Annotated in this window: 14 protein-coding genes and 3 pseudogenes; 10 read left to right on the top strand and 7 right to left on the bottom strand. The window is 62.2% G+C overall.

Annotated features, from left to right (window positions below):
* The first annotated feature begins 100 nt into the window (after nt 1-100).
* The 5 genes from QX094_RS32955 (at nt 101) to QX094_RS32935 (ending at nt 6,481) form a co-directional block, all read left to right on the top strand.
* Nucleotides 101-2,500, top strand: coding sequence for a TonB-dependent receptor domain-containing protein (locus tag QX094_RS32955; protein WP_316184348.1), 2,400 nt, complete (start codon nt 101-103; stop codon nt 2,498-2,500).
* A 7-nt stretch (nt 2,501-2,507) separates the two neighbouring features.
* Nucleotides 2,508-3,938, top strand: a complete 1,431-nt coding sequence (locus QX094_RS32950; protein WP_316188460.1) for a PepSY domain-containing protein — start codon at nt 2,508-2,510, stop codon at nt 3,936-3,938.
* A 137-nt stretch (nt 3,939-4,075) separates the two neighbouring features.
* Nucleotides 4,076-5,671 (top strand): HAMP domain-containing sensor histidine kinase, encoded by a 1,596-nt coding sequence (locus QX094_RS32945; protein ID WP_315717627.1) that lies wholly within the window; start codon nt 4,076-4,078, stop codon nt 5,669-5,671.
* A 47-nt stretch (nt 5,672-5,718) separates the two neighbouring features.
* On the top strand, nt 5,719-5,916 hold the full coding sequence (locus tag QX094_RS32940; protein WP_316184352.1) for a DUF1289 domain-containing protein: 198 nt from the start codon (nt 5,719-5,721) through the stop codon (nt 5,914-5,916).
* Nucleotides 5,917-5,944: 28 nt separating this feature from the next.
* Complete coding sequence (locus QX094_RS32935; protein WP_315717625.1) at nt 5,945-6,481, top strand: TIGR02281 family clan AA aspartic protease; 537 nt, start codon at nt 5,945-5,947, stop codon at nt 6,479-6,481.
* 78 nt (nt 6,482-6,559) lie between these two features.
* Here the strand turns inward: QX094_RS32935 and dusA are convergent, their stop codons facing one another.
* The gene (gene dusA / locus QX094_RS32930; protein WP_316184354.1) at nt 6,560-7,558 is read right to left on the bottom strand and encodes a tRNA dihydrouridine(20/20a) synthase DusA; all 999 of its coding nucleotides are present in this window, start codon (nt 7,556-7,558) and stop codon (nt 6,560-6,562) included.
* Between the two features lie 111 nt (nt 7,559-7,669).
* On the opposite strand from dusA, the gene QX094_RS32925 reads away from it, so the two are divergent.
* Both QX094_RS32925 and QX094_RS32920 read left to right on the top strand, forming a co-directional pair.
* Nucleotides 7,670-8,416, top strand: coding sequence for a tyrosine-type recombinase/integrase (locus QX094_RS32925; RefSeq protein ID WP_316188459.1), 747 nt, complete (start codon nt 7,670-7,672; stop codon nt 8,414-8,416).
* 130 nt (nt 8,417-8,546) lie between these two features.
* On the top strand, nt 8,547-8,732 hold the full coding sequence (locus QX094_RS32920) for a tyrosine-type recombinase/integrase (RefSeq protein WP_315776922.1): 186 nt from the start codon (nt 8,547-8,549) through the stop codon (nt 8,730-8,732).
* A 746-nt stretch (nt 8,733-9,478) separates the two neighbouring features.
* Here the strand turns inward: QX094_RS32920 and QX094_RS32915 are convergent.
* A pseudogene (locus QX094_RS32915) lies at nt 9,479-9,716 on the bottom strand (VIT1/CCC1 transporter family protein); the annotation flags it as partial.
* A 480-nt stretch (nt 9,717-10,196) separates the two neighbouring features.
* On the opposite strand from QX094_RS32915, the gene QX094_RS32910 reads away from it, so the two are divergent.
* Nucleotides 10,197-10,490, top strand: coding sequence for a hypothetical protein (locus QX094_RS32910; RefSeq protein WP_316170862.1), 294 nt, complete (start codon nt 10,197-10,199; stop codon nt 10,488-10,490).
* Between the two features lie 26 nt (nt 10,491-10,516).
* Here the strand turns inward: QX094_RS32910 and QX094_RS32905 are convergent, their stop codons facing one another.
* From QX094_RS32905 to pstS, 3 genes and pseudogenes are all read right to left on the bottom strand, one after another.
* Nucleotides 10,517-10,753, bottom strand: a complete 237-nt coding sequence (locus QX094_RS32905) for a hypothetical protein (RefSeq protein WP_315758976.1) — start codon at nt 10,751-10,753, stop codon at nt 10,517-10,519.
* Nucleotides 10,754-11,465: 712 nt separating this feature from the next.
* Nucleotides 11,466-11,675 carry a cold-shock protein gene (locus QX094_RS32900; protein WP_271568181.1) on the bottom strand — a complete coding sequence of 70 codons (210 nt, stop codon included), beginning with the start codon at nt 11,673-11,675 and terminating at the stop codon, nt 11,466-11,468.
* Nucleotides 11,676-12,065: 390 nt separating this feature from the next.
* A pseudogene (gene pstS, locus QX094_RS32895) lies at nt 12,066-13,073 on the bottom strand (phosphate ABC transporter substrate-binding protein PstS).
* A gap of 366 nt (nt 13,074-13,439) precedes the next feature.
* On the opposite strand from pstS, the gene QX094_RS32890 reads away from it, so the two are divergent.
* Both QX094_RS32890 and QX094_RS32885 read left to right on the top strand, forming a co-directional pair.
* Nucleotides 13,440-14,639, top strand: a complete 1,200-nt coding sequence (locus QX094_RS32890; RefSeq protein WP_315714240.1) for an IS256 family transposase — start codon at nt 13,440-13,442, stop codon at nt 14,637-14,639.
* A gap of 410 nt (nt 14,640-15,049) precedes the next feature.
* Nucleotides 15,050-15,154, top strand: a pseudogene (locus tag QX094_RS32885) (sigma factor); the annotation flags it as partial.
* Between the two features lie 40 nt (nt 15,155-15,194).
* On the opposite strand, the gene QX094_RS32880 reads toward QX094_RS32885, so the two are convergent.
* Nucleotides 15,195-15,452, bottom strand: coding sequence for a hypothetical protein (locus tag QX094_RS32880; RefSeq protein ID WP_316164959.1), 258 nt, complete (start codon nt 15,450-15,452; stop codon nt 15,195-15,197).
* 217 nt (nt 15,453-15,669) lie between these two features.
* Nucleotides 15,670-15,987: a hypothetical protein gene (locus QX094_RS32875; protein WP_316184361.1), complete on the bottom strand. Its 318-nt coding sequence runs from the start codon at nt 15,985-15,987 to the stop codon at nt 15,670-15,672.
* Nucleotides 15,988-16,073 lie beyond the last annotated feature (86 nt).

The raw sequence follows: 16,073 nt of genomic DNA, 5'->3' as shown, positions 1-16,073 counted from the left end.
TACATATCCGTTGGGCTGGGCTAACTCTCGTCGTGGTGATCATGAACGTTGGCTGGGGGCGCAGATGGCCGGGAAGCCGGCTGCTGCGATGGGGAGCGGAATGAGCGTGCGCGACGTCTGGGGTTCGATATCGCTTGCGGGGCTGCTGGTGGCAGGCTGGTCGGCGGTGCCGGCGGCTTATGCCCAACAGACCTCCCCTCCGGACGGGAGGCAGGCCGCCGCAGACACCCTGCTGCCGGACGTGACGGTCGATGCGCCGCGGCAGCGCCCGGCGGCCGGCCGCGCGCCCTCCTCGACCCAAGCCGCCCGTCGGACCACACCTCGGGCGTCCCGGCGCATGGCCGCGCCCACGCCCGCAGCAGCGCCGACGCGGCCTTCGTCCAACACGGCGGCCACCACGCCGCTCAACGGCAATGCGACGCCCGCGAGCGGCAGCCGGCTCGGCCTCACCGTACGCGAGCTGCCGGCCTCGATCGAGGTGGTCGGCGCCGAGACGCTGCGTGAGCAGGGCTACCACACGACCGTCGACGCGGTGAAAGGCGCCGCCGGCGTCAGCGCGGGTGATGCCCCGAACGATGTCGGCTTCGCGATGCGCGGCTTCCAGGGCAATCAGGTCAACGTGCTCTACAACGGCATCAACATCGGCCCGACCGGCTTCACCGCGCTGACGATGGAGACGTTCAACCTCGACCGCGTCGAGTTTCTCAAGGGCCCCTCCTCGCTGATCTCGGGCCAGGGCGCGGTCGGCGGCACCGTCAATTTCGTGACCAAGACCCCGCACACCGGCCCGATCGAGAGCGAAGCCTTCGTCGGCTTCGACCAGCGCGGCACGTTCCGCAGCGGCTTCGGCTCGGGCGGCAGCACGACCGTCAAGGGCCTGGACTATCGCTTCGACATCAGCCGGACCAGGGAGGTCGGCTTCATCGACGACACCGAGTTCAAGAATATCCATGTCTCAGGCCAGCTCGACTACCGGCTGTCCGACAGCTTCAAGACCTTCTTTGCCGCCGAGTTCAAGGACTACAAGGCCAAGCCCTATGAGGGCACGCCGCTGGTGCCGGTCACCTTCAGCGGCGCCAACGCGACCAGCGGCATCGTCTCAGGCACCAAGGTGTCGGCCTACAACGGCACCGATCTCGGCGCCGTCACGATCGACGGCCGCACGCTGTCGACCAACTACAACGTGGTCGACGGCCACAAGACGATCAAGGAATCGTGGGTCCGCAGCGGGTTCGAATGGGACCTGAGCAACGACGTCAGGCTGCGGAGCCAAGTCTACAACTACAACGCCAGCCGCGACTGGTACAACAACGAGGTCTCGGCGTTCAACGCGACCACCAACACCGTCGATCGCGAGCGGTTCTTCGTCCACCACAACCACAACATGGTCGGCAACACCACCGACCTCACCTGGAACGCCAACCTGTTCGGTCTGGCCAACCGGCTCGTGACAGCGGTGGAAAGCTCGCATACCGACTTCACGCGGCCTGGCGCGGCGATCTTCCCGGGTGACAGCGTTCCGCTGACCGGCTTCGACCGAGGCGTCTACGGCCCGCTCGGAACGCAGTTGCAGACCGCCACCATCGACAGCGTGGCACTCAATCTCGAAGACCGGCTGAAGCTCACCAACAATTTCGCGCTGGTCGGCGGCCTGCGCTACAACCCGTTCTCGCTCGACCGCAACTCGATCGACAAGAACGGCGTCGTGAAGAGCGGCTTCCCCTATTCCAAGAGCTGGCAGCCGGTCACCGGCCGCATCGGCTACACCTGGGAAGCGCTGCCGGGCACCACCTTCTACAGCCAATATGCGACCGCCACCGACATCTCCGCCGACAGCATCTTCCTGCTGAGTCCGACCCAGAACCTTACGCTCTCGGACTCCCGCAGCTATGAGACCGGCGTCAAGCAGCTCGCGTGGAACGGCCGTGCGGAGTGGACCTTCTCCGCCTTCGATATCGAACGCAACAACGTCTACAGCGCCCAGGCCGGCCAGCAGCTCAACCTGGCCGGCAAGGTGAAATCTCAGGGCATCGAGGTCGCAGCCGCCGTGCGGCCGACACCCGAGAGCAGGCTCTGGGGCAACGTCGCCTATGTCCGCGCCCGCTATGCCGATTATGATCTCGCCGGCGGCGGCTCGTTCTCGGGCAACACGCCGCCCAACATTCCCGCCGTCATCGTCAATGGCGGCGGCTCCTACCGCTTCCTCAATCCCGGCTGGTGGCCGGTCGAGCTTGGTTTCTCCGTGCGCCACGTGGGCGATCGCTGGAGCACCGATGCCAACACGGTGAAACTGCTCGCCTACACCACCGCCGATCTGTTCGCGTTCGTCGACCTGCCGAGGGTGCCGCTGTTCGCCACCGCGACCAGCACGCGGCTCGCCTTCCGCGTCCGCAACGTTGCCGACAAACGTTATGCGGCTTGGAGCGATCCGTTCTATCCCGACCAGATCTTCCTCGGCGCGCCCCGCACCTACGAGGTCGAAGCCTCGTTCAAGTTCTGATGGCCGCATGATCCGGGCGCTGATCCTCACGCACCGCTGGCTGAGCATCCCGCTGGGTCCGCTGTTCGTGCTGTGGTTCGCGACCGGGATCGTGATGCACTACGTGCCGTTCCCGGCGCAGACCGAGAGCGAGCGCTTCGCCGCGCTGCCCGTGCTCGACACCGCCCTGTCGCTGCACGGTCCCGCGGAGGCCCTCGTCGCAGGTGGCATCGATCATCCCGACCGCATCCGGTTGATGCAGCGCGTGGATGGTCCGGTCTATGTCATCTCGGCCGCCGGCCGCAGCGCGGCCATTCGTGCAGACACGCTGGCCGCGGCCGATGTGAGCGCCCCCGACCTCGTGCTGTCGATCGCGCGCACGGCAGCCCGGCGGCGCGGGCTCGAGGCCGATGGCGCCACCATCGCCTCACTGGAGCACTACGACCAATGGACGGTGCCGAACCGTTTCGACGTGCATCGTCCGCTGCACCGGATCGCGCTCAACGATCCCAATGGCACCGAACTCTACGTGTCCTCGATCACCGGCGAGGTCGTGCTCGACACGACACGGTCCGAACGCGCCTGGAACTACGTCGGCAGCGTCGTCCATTGGATCTATCCGACCGTCCTGCGCAAGGACTGGGCGGCCTGGAACGCCGTCGTGTGGTGGCTGTCGCTCGTGGCGGTCATCGCCGCCGTGAGCGGCGCGCTGCTCGGCCCGATGCGGCTGAGATATCGGAAGGCGCGGCTGTGCTCGCGCTACCACGGCTGGCACCTCTGGCATCATTGGGCCAGCCTGATCTGCATGCAGTTCGTGCTGACCTGGATGGTCAGCGGCTGGCTGTCGATGGACCATGGCAGGCTATTTGCGACCGGCCATCTGACGCCGTCCGAGCAAGCCATTCTCGTCGGCGCACCGGATTGGACCGGCCTGGCGACGGCGGCGCTCGCGGCGGTGCATGGCGAGGTCCGCGAGATCGAGTGGTTCGCCTTCGGCGGCCGCCTCTATCAGCGCATCCGGCGCGCGCCGAGCCAGCAGCAGATTTCGGTGCTGGACGGCGCATCAGCACGCATCGTCGGCCGTTTCCTGCAGCCGGCCGACGTCAATGCCGCGGTGTCGCGCCTGCGCGGCGATTGCGGGCGCTCGACCGAAGTCGAGCCGGGCGACGACTATCCGTTCGTCTCCGATGTGCCGGGCGCGCCGGTCCATCGCGTGATCTGCGGCGACACCTGGTATCATGTCGACGCCGCCTCCGGCGCGGTGCTCGAGAAGCTCGATCCGTCCCGACGCGCCTATCGGTGGCTCTATCAGGCGCTGCACACGCTCGACTTTCCGGCCCTGCTCGCCCATGCGGCGCTGCGCACGGTTTTCATCGTCGGCCTCTGCGCGATCGGCCTCGTCTTCAGCGTCACGGGCGTGGTGATCGGCTGGCGCCGCCTGCGAATGCAGCTCCGCTGAGCCTCGCCACAATCGTTAATTTAACGCGCGGTTAACGCAAATTTTTCGTTGTCTATAATCCGTCTTAAGGATTTGGGCCCAGTTATAGACAATGCAGAAAGCAGCCCGTACCTCGCGGGCAGGATTTGTGTTGTTTGATGAGTAAACCCGCTGAAAAGCCTGAGGTCGTCGAGCTTCCGGCAGATCCGCCGGCGCTTGCACCAGCAAGCCAGCGCCGGGCCGCGCAGCAGCGGGTGCGCGAGGCGCGCGACCGGTTAACGTCGACGTCGGGAACACGTCCGGCCTTCGATCGCGAGCTGCTGCGCCAATACGCACAGACCCGCATCTCCGCCTCCTACATCGTCGTGCTGCTGGTGGTCGCAACCGGCCTGATGCTCAGCGTCTGGCTGCATACGATCGCGGCTGGCGCATGGACGCTCGGCGTGCTCTGCATTCATGCCGCGATCGTGCGCAACTGCTCGAACTTCCTCGCCGACCAGCCGTCGCTGGCGGCGACGCGGCGCTGGCGCACGCGCTTCGTGCTGCTCGACTTGCTCTACGGCGTTTGCTGGATGGCGATCCTGATCCATCCGGCGCTCGCGGCGGTGTCGGGCACGCTGATGATGTTCCTGATGCTGCTGGTGATCGCGGTCTCGAGCATGCTCGCCGCCAACCTGCCCGTCGCCGCCGTCGCCGTCACCGCACCGATGACGGTCGCCATCACCCTCAGCCTCGCGCTGTCGGGCACGTTCGACAACTACCTGCTCGCCGGGTTCGCCGTCGCCGCCGAAGGCTACTTCGTGCTGCTCGCCCATCAGCTGCATGCGACGACGCTGGCCACGCTCGAAGCGCGCGCCGAGAAGGACGCCTTGATCGGCGAACTCGAGCAGGCCAAGGCGATCTCCGACGAGGCACGCTACCGCGCGGAGGCCGCCAACGTCGCCAAGTCGCGCTTCCTTGCGCAGATGAGCCATGAGCTGCGGACGCCGCTGAACGCCATCCTCGGCTTTTCCGAGGTGATGAAGAGCGAGATCTTCGGCGTCCATGCGGTGCCGGTCTACAAGGAATATTCGGCCGACATCCACAATTCGGGCGTCCACCTGCTCAACCTCATCAACGAGATCCTCGATCTCTCGCGCATCGAGGCCGGCCGCTACGAGCTGAACGAGGAAGCCGTGGCGCTGGTGCACGTGATCGCCGACTGCCACCATTTGCTGAAGCTGCGCGCAACGAGCCGCGGCATCACCATTCACGAGGTGTTCGAGCAGAAGATGCCGCGGCTGTGGGCCGACGAGCGCGCGATCCGCCAGGTCGTGCTCAACCTGCTCTCCAACGCCATCAAGTTCACGCCGCAGGGTGGCGACATCTGGCTGAAGGCTGGCTGGACGGCCTCGGGCGGACAATATCTCAGCGTCAAGGACACCGGCTCGGGCATCCCCGAGAACGAGATTCCGATCGTGCTCGCGTCGTTCGGCCAGGGCTCCAACTCGATCAAGTCGGCCGAACAGGGCGCGGGATTAGGCTTGCCCATCGCCAAGAATCTGATCGAGATGCATGGTGGCACGTTCACGCTGAAATCGAAGGTCCGCATCGGCACCGAGGTGATCGTCACCTTCCCGCCGGAGCGGGTGATGTCGGCGCTCGCTCCGCTGTCGGACGAGGCACCGCCATTGCAGCCGGAGCATGCGATCGCCCCCGCTCAGGAGAAGCGCCGGGTGCGCAAGCCGATCATGAATGCCGGAACGGGACTGTGAGATGATTGCACTTGCACGACAGTGTCAGAACCTTTCAAACTCGCGCCATGAGCCAGGATACGCCCTGCATCGCCGTCTGCATGATCGACCCCAAGACGAAACTCTGCTTCGGCTGCGGACGCACGCTGCCGGAGATCGCCCGCTGGGGCCGCATGTCGACCGACGAGCGGCTGGCGCTGATGGACGGGCTGCCGTCCCGCATGCACGACGCCGGTCTGCCCGCGCTGGCGCGTCGGCGCGGCTGAGCGCCTCCGTGCCGACGGGAGGCGCGGCATGAACAAGGTCGTGCTCGTTTTCGTCACCATGGTGCTCACCGCGGGCGCCGTGATCGTCTACAAGGATCCCGAGCAGGCGGCGCTCGCGAGCGACACAGTGTCGGAGGTTCTGCGCAGCCGCGCGCTGAGGGCCAAGGCGAGTCCTCCGACCAACGCGGTCGAGATCGAGCGCACCAGAGGCGGCGAGTTCGCGTTGCGCGCCAAGATCAACGGCGTCACCGCGCCGATGGTGGTCGACACCGGCGCCACATCGGTGGTTCTGACCTACGAGACCGCCAAGGCCGCAGGCCTGCCGCTCGAACTGCTCGCCTACGACGTCGACGTCGAGACCGCTGGCGGCCACACCAAGGCGGCGCGATTGACCTTGGACCGGCTCGCGATCGGCAAACTGGTGGAACGCTCGGTTCCGGCGCTGGTGGTACCGCACGGCCAGATGAAGACCAACTTGCTCGGCATGAGCTTCCTCGACCGGCTGGAGCGCTGGGAAGTGCGCTCCGACCGGCTGATGCTGCACGGCTTTCCCGATCGCAGCTGAGGGGCTGAGCCTCGTGGCAGCCTGCAATCCGGTCGCGCGACAGGCCGTTGTCGAACTGCCGCCGCTGGCCTGAGCCGCTCAGGCCAGCGCAGCAACCGCAGGGCGCTCCTCGACCATCGCGACCGCCTCGCGCAGCACCTCGATGCCGGCGCCCGGCTTGACGCCGCGCTCGGCGAGATGGCGGCGGAACGCGCGTGCGCCGGGCACCGCGTGATAGGCGCCGACGAGATGCCGCGTGATCGCGTGCAGCCGCGTGCCCTGCCCGAGCTGGCGCGCGATGTACGGCTCGAACGCCGCCAATGCGCCCTTCATGGTTCGATGCGGCGCGACGTCGCCGAACAGGACGGGATCGACATCGAGCAGCCGCCACGGCTCCTGATAGGCCGCTCGCCCGAGCATCACGCCATCGACATGCGCGAGATGACCTTGCGCAGCTTCGATGCTGCCGATGCCACCATTGATGATGACGGGCACGTGCGGCAGCCTCGCCTTCAGCCGGTACACCCTGTCGTAGTCGAGCGGCGGGACGTCACGGTTCTCCTTCGGCGACAAGCCGTCCAGCCACGCCTTGCGCGCGTGCACGATCAGCGCGTCTGCGCCGCTGTCGACGACCGCGTCCGCCAGCATATCGAGTGCGATTTCCGGATCCTGATCGTCGATGCCGATGCGGCACTTCACCGTGACGGGAATGCGAACGGCGTGCTTCATCGCGGCGACGCAGGCGCCGACGAGCGCAGGCTCGGCCATCAAACAGGCCCCGAAGCGGCCGTCCTTCACCCGGTCCGACGGGCAGCCGACATTGAGATTGATCTCATCGTAGCCGAACTCCTCGCCGATCTTGGCTGACGTCGCGAGATCGCCGGGATCGGAGCCGCCGAGCTGCAGCGCCACCGGATGCTCGCTTCGATCGAAGCCGAGCAGCCGCTGGCGGTCGCCATGTATCACGGCACTGGTCGTGACCATCTCGGTATAGAGCAGCGCCCGGCGCGACAGCAGCCGATGGAACACCCGGCAATGCCGGTCGGTCCAATCCATCATAGGCGCCACGGCAAATCTATGTAATTGATATCGCTTCATTTTTCGAGCATATTCAATTCGTTAGGTCGCCTTGTGTGCACTCTATCCTACGCCACAGCGCGATGTTTTTTCCGGCTTTTCGCCGCCTCAGTGCACACGGAGCGCACACACGTGGCAACTTTCACCAGACTGAAATCCGGCTCTTGGAGAGCCCAAGTCCGACGAAAGGGAAAATATGTCAACGGGACGTTTCTCCGCCGAAAGGACGCCGACGAATGGGCCATCGATATCGAGCGGCGGATCGACCGCCAAGAACCGACATCGACGCAAAGGTCCCGCGACGTCCAACTCTTCGGCGATCTCGTCACGCTTCATCGTCAAGATCTAGCCGAGGTGGGAAAGAACATTGGTCGCTCCAAGACTGCGAGCCTCATCTCCCTGGACGAAAGACTTGGGCATCTTCGTCTTTCAGAGCTTGATCGAGAGCGGTTCATCAAATTTGGAAAGGAGCGCGCGCTGGAGGGGGCCGGCCCGGTGACGGTCGGGATCAATCTCGGATATATCAAAACGATTCTGTCTCACGCCGCCGCAGTACACGGCATCATTGTGTCAACCGAACCACTCGACCACGCCCGAATAGCTCTTCGACGTCTCGGGCTCGTCGGAAAAGGCGATGAGCGCAACCGCCGTCCCACGCAAGACGAACTCGATCGTATCATCTCAGCGTTCGAATCAAACAATCGGCAACAAATTCCAGTCGGTCGTGTAATCCGATTCGCGATCGCAACGGCTATGCGGCAAGATGAGATTGCGAGAGTCGAATGGCGCGACTTCGACGCCGACAATCGAATGCTCCTCATTCGAAATCGGAAAGATCCCCGAAGGAAGAATGGCAACGATCAGCGAATTCCCTGCTAGATGTCTCAGGCTATGACGCGTGCAAAATTCTTGAGGAGCAAGGTCGCTTCTCGAACAGTCGAGAAGGCCGGCTTTTTTTCCTTACAACGGACGATCCGTTGGAACGGCATTTCGCCGCCAGTGCCAACAATTGAAGATCGATGACCTACATTTTCACGATCTGCGCCATGAGGGAACGAGTCGTCTTTTCGAGGCAGGGTTTTCCATTGAACAGGTTGCACTTGTCACCGGGCACAAAGATTGGAAAATGCTGCGTCGCTACACGCATCTAAAGCCAGAAACTCTTCATTCCATTCGTTCGGTGCGGGTTGCCTGACAGGAACCGAAAACAAAAAAGAAAGTGATAAGTTCATCTGGAGTGGGGCGAACACGGTAATCAGCTTCGAAGGGTTTCGACAGTTGAACACTTAAAGGCGGGTTCGAACAACGGCAGCTCCAGGCGTGATCGAACTGAAATCGCTTTTCTGGACTGTCCGACTTGAAGCGGGCCCAAAGATCACTCCCTCACCCACGGGTTGGATTTAGTTTCTCTGCTGAAAACTCGCTGCAGGTCGGCGCGCCTGCGATCCAACATTAGGAGCCGCCATCCTGAGGTATCGGGGGTTCGAGTCAGGGGAACGCTACCGCCTTTCCCCACACCAATTAAACATACGATATCTCATCCAATCCTTCGCCTAGGTCGAGCCGGGTGCGTGCCGCCCCAACTCGCGAGCTCCGCATCCTGGTAGCCAGGCTCTGCTGGTTGGTCGCAGTCGCTAGGGAAGTGGGAAGGCCAAAAAAAATCACCGGGATGAGAACCGTTTGGGGAGAAACGGCATCATTATTCTGCAAGGCTTTTTGGAGACGACCATGTCTACGACTGCAAGCTTCCCGGGTTCGAACGCGCGATATGTGATGCGCCTCGCGGAAATACTCGCTTCGCGCGCCGGTTGACGCGATTGAGGCCTTCGCCAAGGCTTGACCCTAGCAACGACGACCAGGACCACATGGTTTCGCCGCACGCAGGCCAAGAGGCTTCGCAGGGCGCTGCCCCGCTGTGGCAAAGGCTCCGCAAAGGGGCGCTTACGCAACCTTGCCAACAACCGCACCAATTCCGGCCGCCAGTGCCATCGCAGGCGCCCCAGAATGCCACTCGTATCGTTGGCTTCAACAGGCCGGCGCCTCCTGCCTTGGCACCGATCGCGCCGAGCAGTGAGAGAAAGAGCAACGCCCCCGCAGCAACGGCCGGTATCAACACATTGGACGGCGAGACCAGGACAAGCGCAAGCGGCGCTACCGCTCCGACGGAGAAGGTCGCGGCCACCGAGCGCGAGCCTATCGGATAAGACTACCGCGGCCGGCAAGGCCGCCTAGTCCTGTACAGTCTTCGCGACAAACCGGAGAGCCGGACCAGGGGAGCTGGTTGCGGCCTCCGGGTTTTGTCATTCCCGTTCTTCCGACGCGGTGATGAGATCCCGCGGCTGATTGCGCTGTCGGCTCTGAAAGAGCCGCCTGCTGCACTTCCGCGATACGATGAGGGTGAAAAGCCAGTTCACTTGATTGACGAGCCCGAGCGAACGGCGCCACGTGCGGACAGGCCGCCGATGGTAGGATCTGTGATCATTGTCGACGGGCACTTCAACTCTGAGTTCGACACAGCTGAAGCTGCCGAAACATCGGGTCTTAAACTCAAATCCACTTGCCCGATGCTCAAGATCGAGATTTGTGACGCCCTTACGGGAACCGAACATTATTGGGCTAAGACACTCAACTATCCCACCGTCCTCATCGGGAGCAGCAAATGGCCTTCCTAAGAAGACTACTTTATCGTCGCCTAACCGATCCCGAAACCACGCAGGAGGATCGTTGTAGCCTTGTGTTCGATACAGACACCAAACGCTTGTATGTCGAGCGAGAGGTGGCGCATTCGGACACGGGCTCCGGGAGTACTGTCGAGTACCAAACAGCGACCATGGATATTGCGGACTATCTAATGCAAGGCGGCCAAACCGCCGGCCACCGCGAGCTGTGGCGCTTGCTGAGAGCGCTCTTCAATGAAGCCAGCGACAGCGCCGCGTCTTCTTCTGAGATATGACGTCGCGCACTTCCGTTTCAGACTGCTCAGCTCGCCAAGAGCCTGATCTCGCCGTCTTCAATAGCCCCGGCCGCGAGAGCGTCGCGCGCCATCTTTCCGATGGTCGGCCAGTTCGCCATAGGGTACTTATGCGCCTGCAATTTGGTCGGAAAAGCGGTTTGCAAAACGCAAGTCTGGCGCGCGTTCCCATTCGCGATCTGAAAGAAAACTTCTTGGGATCCCTCGCCGGTCTCCTGTTGGGTGGGTTCGGGCAGCTTGCGCATTCTGATCCTTTCCTTTGCGGATTTTCGAAAGACTCTGCTCGGTTGAACGGACTATTGCGGCGACCGCGTTCGACTAATCGACGCAAGCCGGCGCCCGATCCGCAATGCCGTTGCGTTTAACCAGGGGCTCCGGTCGCCGGCCCGAACTGGGCGTATTGCGGACCGCATCGGTTAGCATCTCACGAAGCTCAGCCTTCGTCTTGTGCGGTTGCCGCGCGCTCGATTTTTGCCATTTTGCCATCCATCTTATATGGGGGCGCTCACGGCGAATGCCACTTTTTTGCTCACCCTCGAGATGCACGACGTCCTACGAAGATGTAGATCGATTAGGCGCGACTGCACCGGTCCGTCTGATCGCCAGCGCGATGCTCTTGAGCGAACCGACCAACAGTTGTTTGCTCTATTTCATGAACATGATACCCGGCAATGATCGCGAATATATGCAATCAATACAGAACAACGCACATCGCAATCACTGCAGGCTGCGGGCAGACGATGCGCTCGTGTTCCTGACCTGGATCAACGTCGGCAAACGCTCTTCCGGCCGCATTGACCGACGGTCGCACTACAGAATGGATCAAGCGCCAATGGGGCCGCGTTTATAGACGGGTATCAATAGAAACCCCGCGGCCGGAAACCGGTCGCGGGGTTGCGAAACCAGAGGCTCTGCCATTACATCCGTGGTCAAAGCAGGATAGCATCGGTTGCGAGCTTAGGCAGCGCGCAGGTTTTCTGCGGCAGACTTGCCGGTCCGGCGGTCAGCAACGACGTCGAAAGAAACCTTCTGTCCCTCATCAAGGGTGCTCATGCCGGCACGTTCGACCGCGCTGATATGAACGAAGACATCCTGGCTTCCTTGGTCTGGCTGAATGAAGCCGAAGCCTTTTTGGCCGTTAAACCACTTCACAGTTCCCGTATTCATGGGTGATCGTCCTTTAAGATAGATGTTTAGTGCCGCGCACTGGCGCAGCATGCGAACTCGAGATCTGGAGGGAGGGTCGTCAGTCAGGCGCGCTTTAAGCGGCGAGGCCAAGTCGTTCGGCGAAACTCGATAGACTGCATATGGTGATTGCTCGTTGGTCTCGCAAGTGGATATGGCGAGCGACGGCTACGCGATCCAACTGCCTATCGACGTCCCGCAGCAATGCATTCGGGTCGTCGGCCCTGTGTATCTGCCGGATTGTTCTCAACAAGAGAAGGCAGTAGTCTTAGTCGTCACGATCGTCCGTCGATCGGCGGGCTCGGATAGCGTTCAATTCGGACTTGATCAATGCGTCGTATTTGACGCATTTGGGACCGACGGCGATTGCATTCAACTCCTGATATCGACCAACCAAGTCTGCTCGATTAACTTTATCACATTGTCAGGCATAGGAATATAGTCGAGGTCCTCGGCGGTCTTGGAGCTCTTCGCGAATGCCCATCTAAAGAACTTGATGACCTCCGCAGAAGCCATTTTGTCAAACGGTTCCTTGCGCATTAGGATGAAGATGGATGCGGTAATGGGCCACGACTTCTCGCCAGGCTGGTCCGTGAGGACGAGGTAGTAGCCTTGGGCCCTGGTCCAGTCGGCATTTGAGGCGGCAGCTTGGACGGATTCCATGTTCGGCTGCGCGACAGCGCCAGCCCAATGGACCATTCCGGTGTAGGTCATCCCATTCTGCTTGGCATAGGCGTACTCCACATAGCCGATCGAATTCCTGGTTTGGCCTACGTTCCCGGAGACACCCTCGTTATCCTTGGCGCCGACGCCGATCGGCCACTCAACGGCGGCCCCCTCGCCCACCTTGGACTTCCAGTCCGCGCTGACCTTGGACAGGTAGTTGGTGAAATTGAAGGTCGTGCCCGAACCATCCGAACGATGCACCACCGCGATGGCTTTGTTCGGCGACTTCAGATTGGGATTGAGCTTTTTGATCGCCGGGTCATTCCACTTCGTGATTTTGCCGATATAGATGCCGGCCAGCGTTTCGCCGTTGAACACCAGCTCACTAGGCTTTACAGACTCGAGATTGACCACGGGAACGATTGCCCCCATCACCATCGGCTACTGCGTCAGCCCATCCTTCTCAAGCTGCTCCGCCTTTAGTGGCATGTCGGTGGCGCCAAATGTAACGGTCTTGGCCTGGATCTGCTTGATACCACCGCCGGACCCGATCGACTGGTAGTTAAGATTGTTTCCGGTCTCCTTGTGATAGGCGTCGGCCCATTTGGAATACAGCGGAAACGGAAACGTTGCGCCTGCATCGGTGACATCGGCCGCGAGCGCTGACGTTGCTGCGGCAACGAAGCCGGCACGAAATTCATCGCTGCGCTCCATCTCTGACGACCGCGGACTTGACCCGCTTCGAGGCATCGAGATCAGATCGGCAATCTGAAGATGCAATATGGATCTGGGTCAATCGGCTCTGTGTGTGTCACCGTCACGAGCTCGCCGCCACCGTTTGAGTTGGGCGTTCAAGGATGCTGCCGGCGCTGCAATCGCCTTCGACTGAATTGAACGTGCCGACGGGGGCGCTAAGCCCGGCCGGTCGTGTCCCCGGAGGTGGTGTAGCTCGGTGGAGCAAAGCCGCCCGGACGCGCGCTCCCAAATAGCGCCGTAGCGGGCGGGCGGCTTTGCGGTGGTCACCGGCAGTTCTCCGGTAGGATCGGGTTGCGACACGCCAACGCAACCGAGGAACCACCGATGACCGAAGACATGATGAACCTGCGCACGCTGGTAGAGAAGACCCCAGACGCCGATCTGCTGCGCGAGATGATCGGCTTTGCGGCCCAGCGCCTGATGGAGCTGGAGGTCGAGAGCCAGACCGGGGCTGCCTATGGCGAGAAGAGCCCCGAACGTCTGGCCCAGCGCAATGGCTACCGCGACCGGATCTGGGAGACCCGCGCCGGTGCGGTGGAGCTGCGCATCCCAAAGCTGCGCAAGGGCTCCTATTTCCCCGGCTTCCTGGAGCCGCGGCGCATGGCCGAGAAGGCGCTCACCGCCGTGGTTCAGGAGGCTTACGTTCAGGGCGTCTCGACCCGTTCGGTCGACGATCTGGTGCAGGCGATGGGCATGACCGGCATCTCCAAGAGCCAGGTCAGTCGGTTGTGCGGCGAGATCGACGACAAAGTGAAGGCCTTCCTCGGCCGTCCAATCGAGGGTGACTGGCCCTATCTTTGGATCGACGCCACCTATGTGAAGGTGCGCCAGCAGGGGCGCATCGTCTCCGTCGCGGTGATCGTTGCAGTCGGCGTCAACAGCGACGGCCGGCGCGAGGTTCTCGGCATGGACATCGGGCCGTCCGAGGCCGAGACGTTCTGGACCGCCTTCCTGCGCAAGCTGGCCCGCCGCGGCTTGCGCGGCGTCAAGCTGGTGGTGTCCGACGCCCACGAGGGCATCAAGGCCACCGTGACCAAGGTGCTCAACGCCAGCTGGCAACGCTGCCGCGTCCACTTCATGCGGAACGTGCTGGCTCATGCCGGCAAGAGCGGACGGCGCGTGGTCTCCGCCTTCATCGCCACGGCCTTTGCCCAGGACGATGCCGAGGCCGCTCGCACCCAATGGCGCAAGGTCGCCGATCAGCTCCGTCCCAAGCTGCCCAAGCTTGCCGGCTTCCTCGACGAGGCCGAGACCGACGTGCTTGCCTACATGACGTTCCCGCCGCAGCATCGGACCAAGTTGCACTCCACCAATCCGATCGAACGCCTCAACGGCGAGATCAAACGGCGCACCGAGGTGGTCGGCATCTTCCCCAATGAGGACGCTATCGTCCGCCTCATCGGAGCTGTCCTGCTCGAACAGAACGATGAATGGGCGGTCCAACGCGCCCGCTACATGACGCTGGAAACCATCGCGCCATTGAGCGATGATCCGAACGTCAGCCTCACGGCTATCGCCAGCTGACAGGCCCGGCTCCAGCCGGCGAACGCGGTGGGCCGCCAGCTACACCACGCTTGGGGACACGATCGCCCGGCCTAGTCATCGGCTATCGGTATTGCTGAGCCGCCACATCGAGTGTCTACCGACGTGCCTGAGCTTACGCATGGTTATTTGGGGTCGGCGTACCCTACGGGAACTCAATCAACTACCTGCCAAAAAGACGCGGTGCCCGCCGGATGAGGACACCTGGAGCATATTTTATGATTGCCGTTCGTTCGACCGGCTCTGCGGAGTTGCTCGCAATCGGCCTCGTCGTAACTCAACCAGCACCCGCCTTGTCTATCCCCTCCATCCCGCGACCGGTTTTCTTAGCTCTGCAGCTCGACCGGCGAAACAGCGTCCCTCCAAGTCCAGTGTCGGCGTCCCACGATCCAATGCTGGCTGCAATCCCAAGTCTTCGTGCTTTCGCAATTTCACTGTGCCGAAATGCCGACCGCGCCGATGATCTGGTGCAGGAGACCCTGCTGCGCGCGCCAGCGATGGAAGAATGGCGTCCGTTGATGAGGCGGGCGTGTGACACTATGTGTGTTTTGACTTGTCGTTCTGGCCTCTCTGGCTCGCCGGCACGTCTTTGGCTTCTTCCTCGGCTAAGAGCTTTCGAATGATGGCCCGCTTGTCCTCGTTCTTTTCTTCTTCGAGGAGCTTTCGGTAAAGGCGGATATTCTCATTGTGAATGAAACGCTCCATCGCGCAAACCCTCGGCTGGGTAGTTGGATTGTACCGCCGGAAGCCAAAGACTGCAATTGTCAGGAATTTCTGGCAGAAGGTGCTCTCCATTTAGGCTGGGACTAACCGAACGAGATAGCGCTGCCCGGCGTCTTCAAAGCTGCGCTCTTCCTGGGCCGGCAGCTTGCAGCCCAATGACGACGCAATCTGCTCGCCCAGCTCCGTGCTGCCATTCAAGGCAAACAGGCGCAACCGATCGCTCCGCGTCAATGCGATAGGAAAGCTACTCTCCATTATTGGCGCCCCACCAATTGAGATGAGGTACCACCTACGTCCGCATGCCGTGTTTGCTTAAGAGCTTGACCGTGCTGGCCTGAGGCCCCTTGTCTCCGATCTCCTCGACATAGCTGACACGCGCACCGACGGCGATGTTAGCGCGGCCTTCCAGAACACTGTTGCAATTGAAATAAATCTCGTGGCCGTCATCCGCCTCAAGGAACCCGGATTCACCGCCAGGATCGATCCGTAGCACGGTGCCGACCGGCTCTCCTTGGTGGTGCTTCGTCTGCATCAAAAGCACCCGATCCTGCAGTTGCTGCCGCGCCCGCTTGAATGCGTCGTCCACTGCAACGGTCGGGGTCGGCATACCTTTCATCCTCCTTGGGCGTCCGTCCCACGTTGACTTCGCGCCCGTCGGGAAGAGCGAGCCGGATGCCTACCTGTACTGACCAC

It is taken from the genome of Bradyrhizobium sp. SZCCHNS1050, assembly GCF_032484785.1.
Taxonomy (GTDB): Bacteria; Pseudomonadota; Alphaproteobacteria; order Rhizobiales; family Xanthobacteraceae; genus Bradyrhizobium.
The sequence above is the reverse complement of the archived record's forward strand: the minus strand, read 5'-3'. Positions and strand labels throughout refer to the sequence as shown.

Excerpts from the sequence above, each read along its gene's own strand:
- QX094_RS32955 (WP_316184348.1), top strand. The coding sequence starts at position 101 with ATGAGCGTGCGCGACGTCTGGGGTTCGATATCGCTTGCGGGGCTGCTG.
- QX094_RS32950 (WP_316188460.1), top strand. The coding sequence starts at position 2,508 with ATGATCCGGGCGCTGATCCTCACGCACCGCTGGCTGAGCATCCCGCTG.
- QX094_RS32945 (WP_315717627.1), top strand. The coding sequence starts at position 4,076 with ATGAGTAAACCCGCTGAAAAGCCTGAGGTCGTCGAGCTTCCGGCAGAT.
- QX094_RS32940 (WP_316184352.1), top strand. The coding sequence starts at position 5,719 with ATGAGCCAGGATACGCCCTGCATCGCCGTCTGCATGATCGACCCCAAG.
- QX094_RS32935 (WP_315717625.1), top strand. The coding sequence starts at position 5,945 with ATGAACAAGGTCGTGCTCGTTTTCGTCACCATGGTGCTCACCGCGGGC.
- dusA (WP_316184354.1), bottom strand. The coding sequence starts at position 7,558 with ATGAAGCGATATCAATTACATAGATTTGCCGTGGCGCCTATGATGGAT.
- QX094_RS32910 (WP_316170862.1), top strand. The coding sequence starts at position 10,197 with ATGGCCTTCCTAAGAAGACTACTTTATCGTCGCCTAACCGATCCCGAA.
- QX094_RS32905 (WP_315758976.1), bottom strand. The coding sequence starts at position 10,753 with ATGCGCAAGCTGCCCGAACCCACCCAACAGGAGACCGGCGAGGGATCC.
- QX094_RS32900 (WP_271568181.1), bottom strand. The coding sequence starts at position 11,675 with ATGAATACGGGAACTGTGAAGTGGTTTAACGGCCAAAAAGGCTTCGGC.
- QX094_RS32890 (WP_315714240.1), top strand. The coding sequence starts at position 13,440 with ATGACCGAAGACATGATGAACCTGCGCACGCTGGTAGAGAAGACCCCA.
- QX094_RS32880 (WP_316164959.1), bottom strand. The coding sequence starts at position 15,452 with ATGGAGAGCACCTTCTGCCAGAAATTCCTGACAATTGCAGTCTTTGGC.
- QX094_RS32875 (WP_316184361.1), bottom strand. The coding sequence starts at position 15,987 with ATGCCGACCCCGACCGTTGCAGTGGACGACGCATTCAAGCGGGCGCGG.